We start from the raw sequence: 3,276 nt of genomic DNA, 5'->3' as shown, positions 1-3,276 counted from the left end.
GCACCACAAGCAGCACCGGCAGCCGGTCGCGCCGGTATGGGTAGCGGCGCACCGATGGGCGGAGCACGTGGAGGCCAAGGCAGCGAAAACGAGAAAGAACACAAAAGCGCCCGCTACCTCATCTCCGAAGAGAACGGCGAAGAGATCGCCGGCGAACTCCCCGACACCGCACCGCCGGTGCTCGGCGGACTCAACCTGGACACCACCGACAGCCCCGACACCACCCGCTGACCCCATGACCGCAAAGCGGGTGCGGCAGCAATGTTCCGGCTCACGCGTCACCCAGGCAAACAGGTAACTCAGTGATGCTCCGGCGCAGCACCCGACTTTCGATCGCAGTCCTGGCTGCCGTCATGGCCGCCACGACAGCGTGCACCTCGGGAACCACCGGAGATCCCGCCCCGAACACCGCCATCGCATCCGCCCAGACCTCGCCTGCGTTTCCATCCGAATCGGTTCCGCCCGGTGTTAAGAAAGACTCAGTCCTCGACCTCAACTCCACCAAAGACATGACCGGCGTGGTGACTACCGTGCCGTTCGGCGAGAGCCCATACGCCGCGCATCTTCCGGATATCTGCACCTTTGTCCCTCGCGAGGTGATGGAAAGACTTCGGGTAGACAATAAAAGAAGAGGATTTACGGGTACACAATTGGTATCCCAAGCATGCATCATGCTGCGGAGCGCGGCGGGATTCGTTCAAGCAAACTTGACCGTCAACTTTTATACCAGCAATATCTCCGAAGTGCTTGCATCAGACGTTGCTGTAGTACTAGAAAAAGACATCCGCATCTCGGCAGAGATATCGGGAACCTCTAAAAAGCTCCCACCCTCGGGCCCCGAAGACTCAACTTTCGAAGAAGAATGCGGAACTGCGTGGGGAACATTCTTCGGGGCGATCGTGGTGAATTACCGGACTAGGAACCCCGATGAGGATGATCCTTGCGCAGGGTCCATTAACGCTGCGAAGATAATCGCGCCGGCGATGCCCAAGAGTCCTTCGCAAATGAGACCGGCCCAATGACCAATCTCTTTCGATCCACTTGCTGCCGACTCAATTTAGGTCTCGGCGATCGTCCTGTCGCAATTGCCCGCTGCAGTTCGACCGCGCTTTGCAATTGCCTACGGCGGATCGCAGCCCACGCAACCAAGGCAAGAGAGAATCAGCATGAGACGCATCATTCCGATGCTGGCATCATGTAGCGGACAGCCGTACAGAATGGGGGATCTGGATTGAGAACGTCAGCACACGGCCCGACCCGACGGACCACCGCCGTCGCGAGTGCGGTTCTCGCCGCGGCACTTGTCGCGGTCGTCGGATGCTCGTCCTCGGCCGACGGACCGGCCCCGCAAGCCGCATCCTCATCGTCGAACCCGGCCGCGCTTCCCACGCCGGCGGGCACTGTCCCCGACTCAATCGAAGACATCAACTCCACAAAAGACATGACGGGTGTCGTAACCACCTACAGCGATCACGAGAACCCCAAGAACCCGTACTTCGACATAATTCCTTACGTCTGCCCCTTCTTACCCGACTCTTTAACCCGCGACAAGCTCAAAATGACGAAGAAGCAAACCGGTTTTGGTGGCCAACATTCGTTGTTGCAGTTGTGCCGAATGGTGACAGATACGGGGCCCAACTATGAATCCCTTTCCATCACGGTGGCCATCCAGGCCACCAGTTTCGCGGATGTTTCCGCGATTCCCGATCACACAACCATCGAGACCAAGGTCCCCATTCGATCGGATGTTACCGGCACCGTGTATAAAACTCGGAACGATGATCGGACAAGCACAAAGTACTGCAACATAGTATGGGGGACGTTCTATGGCAGCGCTTCTGTTACCGTGGGCGTAAGTAATGGTTATCGTGCCGAACCATGTGAAAAAGTAAGAGAGTACGCGCCACTAATTGCCCCGTACCTGCCTTCGAAACCTATTCAGATGCGACCGACGGAGGGCTGAACCGTGTCAACGCCAAGCCTAGGCGATATCAAAAGTAACGAATCGCTCTCTTTCGACCCGCAGACGGCAAAAGCCATCGCCCAACATTGCAACTCAGCGTACGACTCCTTCACCAGCCTTAAGGACACCGCCCAAAAACTCGCCGATACCGGATCAGCGGGAAACTTCGATACGGCGGGCAAGATTCAGCGCGGCCTGAACGCCTTGGGCGACGCATGTATCAACGCGGTGGACGGTCTAGGCCTAAACGCACAGCAACTTGGCGACGCGGTTCGCGCGGCTGGTTTGCGGATTCAGACGCAAGACGAACAAACGTCAGCTGCTCTACGGTCAACTTCTGACAAGGCTGCGGATTATCCGCCGGTAGGTCAACCATCTTCGGGGGCTTTCGATTGCAGGCCGTCCGATCCGACAGGAAAAGATGCCTTTCTCGGGCACTTCCCGTGCGCGGCCGGTTCAGAGACAGCCCCGGGAGGCGGTGTTATCGATTGGGGATATGGAAATAGTCAGCCTGCCGATGTAACCAAGCTGACTACGTTGGTGGAGAATTGGATGTCGTTAGCGCGAGACATTGCCGCCACCGCATCGGCCTTGAACGCGGGGATCTCTGGAGTCTTAGCCAATGGAACATGGACCGGCACGGCCGCCGAAGGAGTGCGCGCAGGTTCCAGAAGCGTTGCCGATATCGCAACGAGTACAGGTAAAAACGCATTCGTCAACGCCAATGTTGTCGCCGGTTGGGTCGCGGCAGTGATTGGGACTCGAACGGGTTTCGAGGGGTTGAAGTCGCGACTGGAGGCGGAGAACTTCTCGTACACAACGGCTGTGAAGGCGTCAGGTCTCAGTCCCGCTCTTGTGCAAAGCCATCAGACTGTGGTCAACGGGCTCGACCAGCAGGGGCGTGCGGTCATTGATTCCACTTACAACCCCGGCGCAACGAAGACCTCGTCGAGTTTGTTGAACCTGCCCGACCCCGGAAGCCCGATCGGCACCATCATGCCAATGGGGTTCTCGCGCCCGGCCAATGGCGGAGGCACCAGCTCTACCGGGACTAGCGCGGCCGGCTCGGGCGCCGGCGCTGGAAGAGGCGGCGCCGGCGGCGGGGGCGGGGGAAGTGGTCCAGGCCCCGCGTGCAACCGGACAGGTAGCGATGCGGCGCAGTCACTGTCACGCCAGGGCTCCGGCGATCCAGCCGGCGCTGCCAAAAACGCTGCTGCCCAATCCGGTCAAGCCGGCAATCCGGCGTCGGCGGCGCAATCGGCGATGTCGAAAGCCGGCGACACCGCGAAGGGGCTGGGCGGCAAGAGTGGGGC

Annotated in this window: 3 protein-coding genes and 1 pseudogene; all 4 read left to right on the top strand. The window is 59.4% G+C overall.

Annotated features, from left to right (window positions below; genetic code table 11):
• Positions 1-231, top strand: a pseudogene (locus IEV93_RS22440) (hypothetical protein); the annotation flags it as partial.
• A 122-nt stretch (positions 232-353) separates the two neighbouring features.
• Positions 354-1,022, top strand: coding sequence for a hypothetical protein (locus IEV93_RS22435; RefSeq protein ID WP_188493352.1), 669 nt, complete (start codon positions 354-356; stop codon positions 1,020-1,022).
• A gap of 209 nt (positions 1,023-1,231) precedes the next feature.
• The gene (locus tag IEV93_RS22430) at positions 1,232-1,963 is read left to right on the top strand and encodes a hypothetical protein (RefSeq protein ID WP_188493350.1); all 732 of its coding nucleotides are present in this window, start codon (positions 1,232-1,234) and stop codon (positions 1,961-1,963) included.
• A 3-nt stretch (positions 1,964-1,966) separates the two neighbouring features.
• On the top strand, positions 1,967-3,276 hold a 1,310-nt coding region (locus IEV93_RS22425), incomplete at its 3' end, for a hypothetical protein (RefSeq protein ID WP_371873892.1).

It is taken from the genome of Williamsia phyllosphaerae (genome assembly GCF_014635305.1).
GTDB classification, from domain to species: Bacteria; Actinomycetota; Actinomycetes; order Mycobacteriales; family Mycobacteriaceae; genus Williamsia_A; species Williamsia_A phyllosphaerae.
The sequence above is the reverse complement of the archived record's forward strand: the minus strand, read 5'-3'. Positions and strand labels throughout refer to the sequence as shown.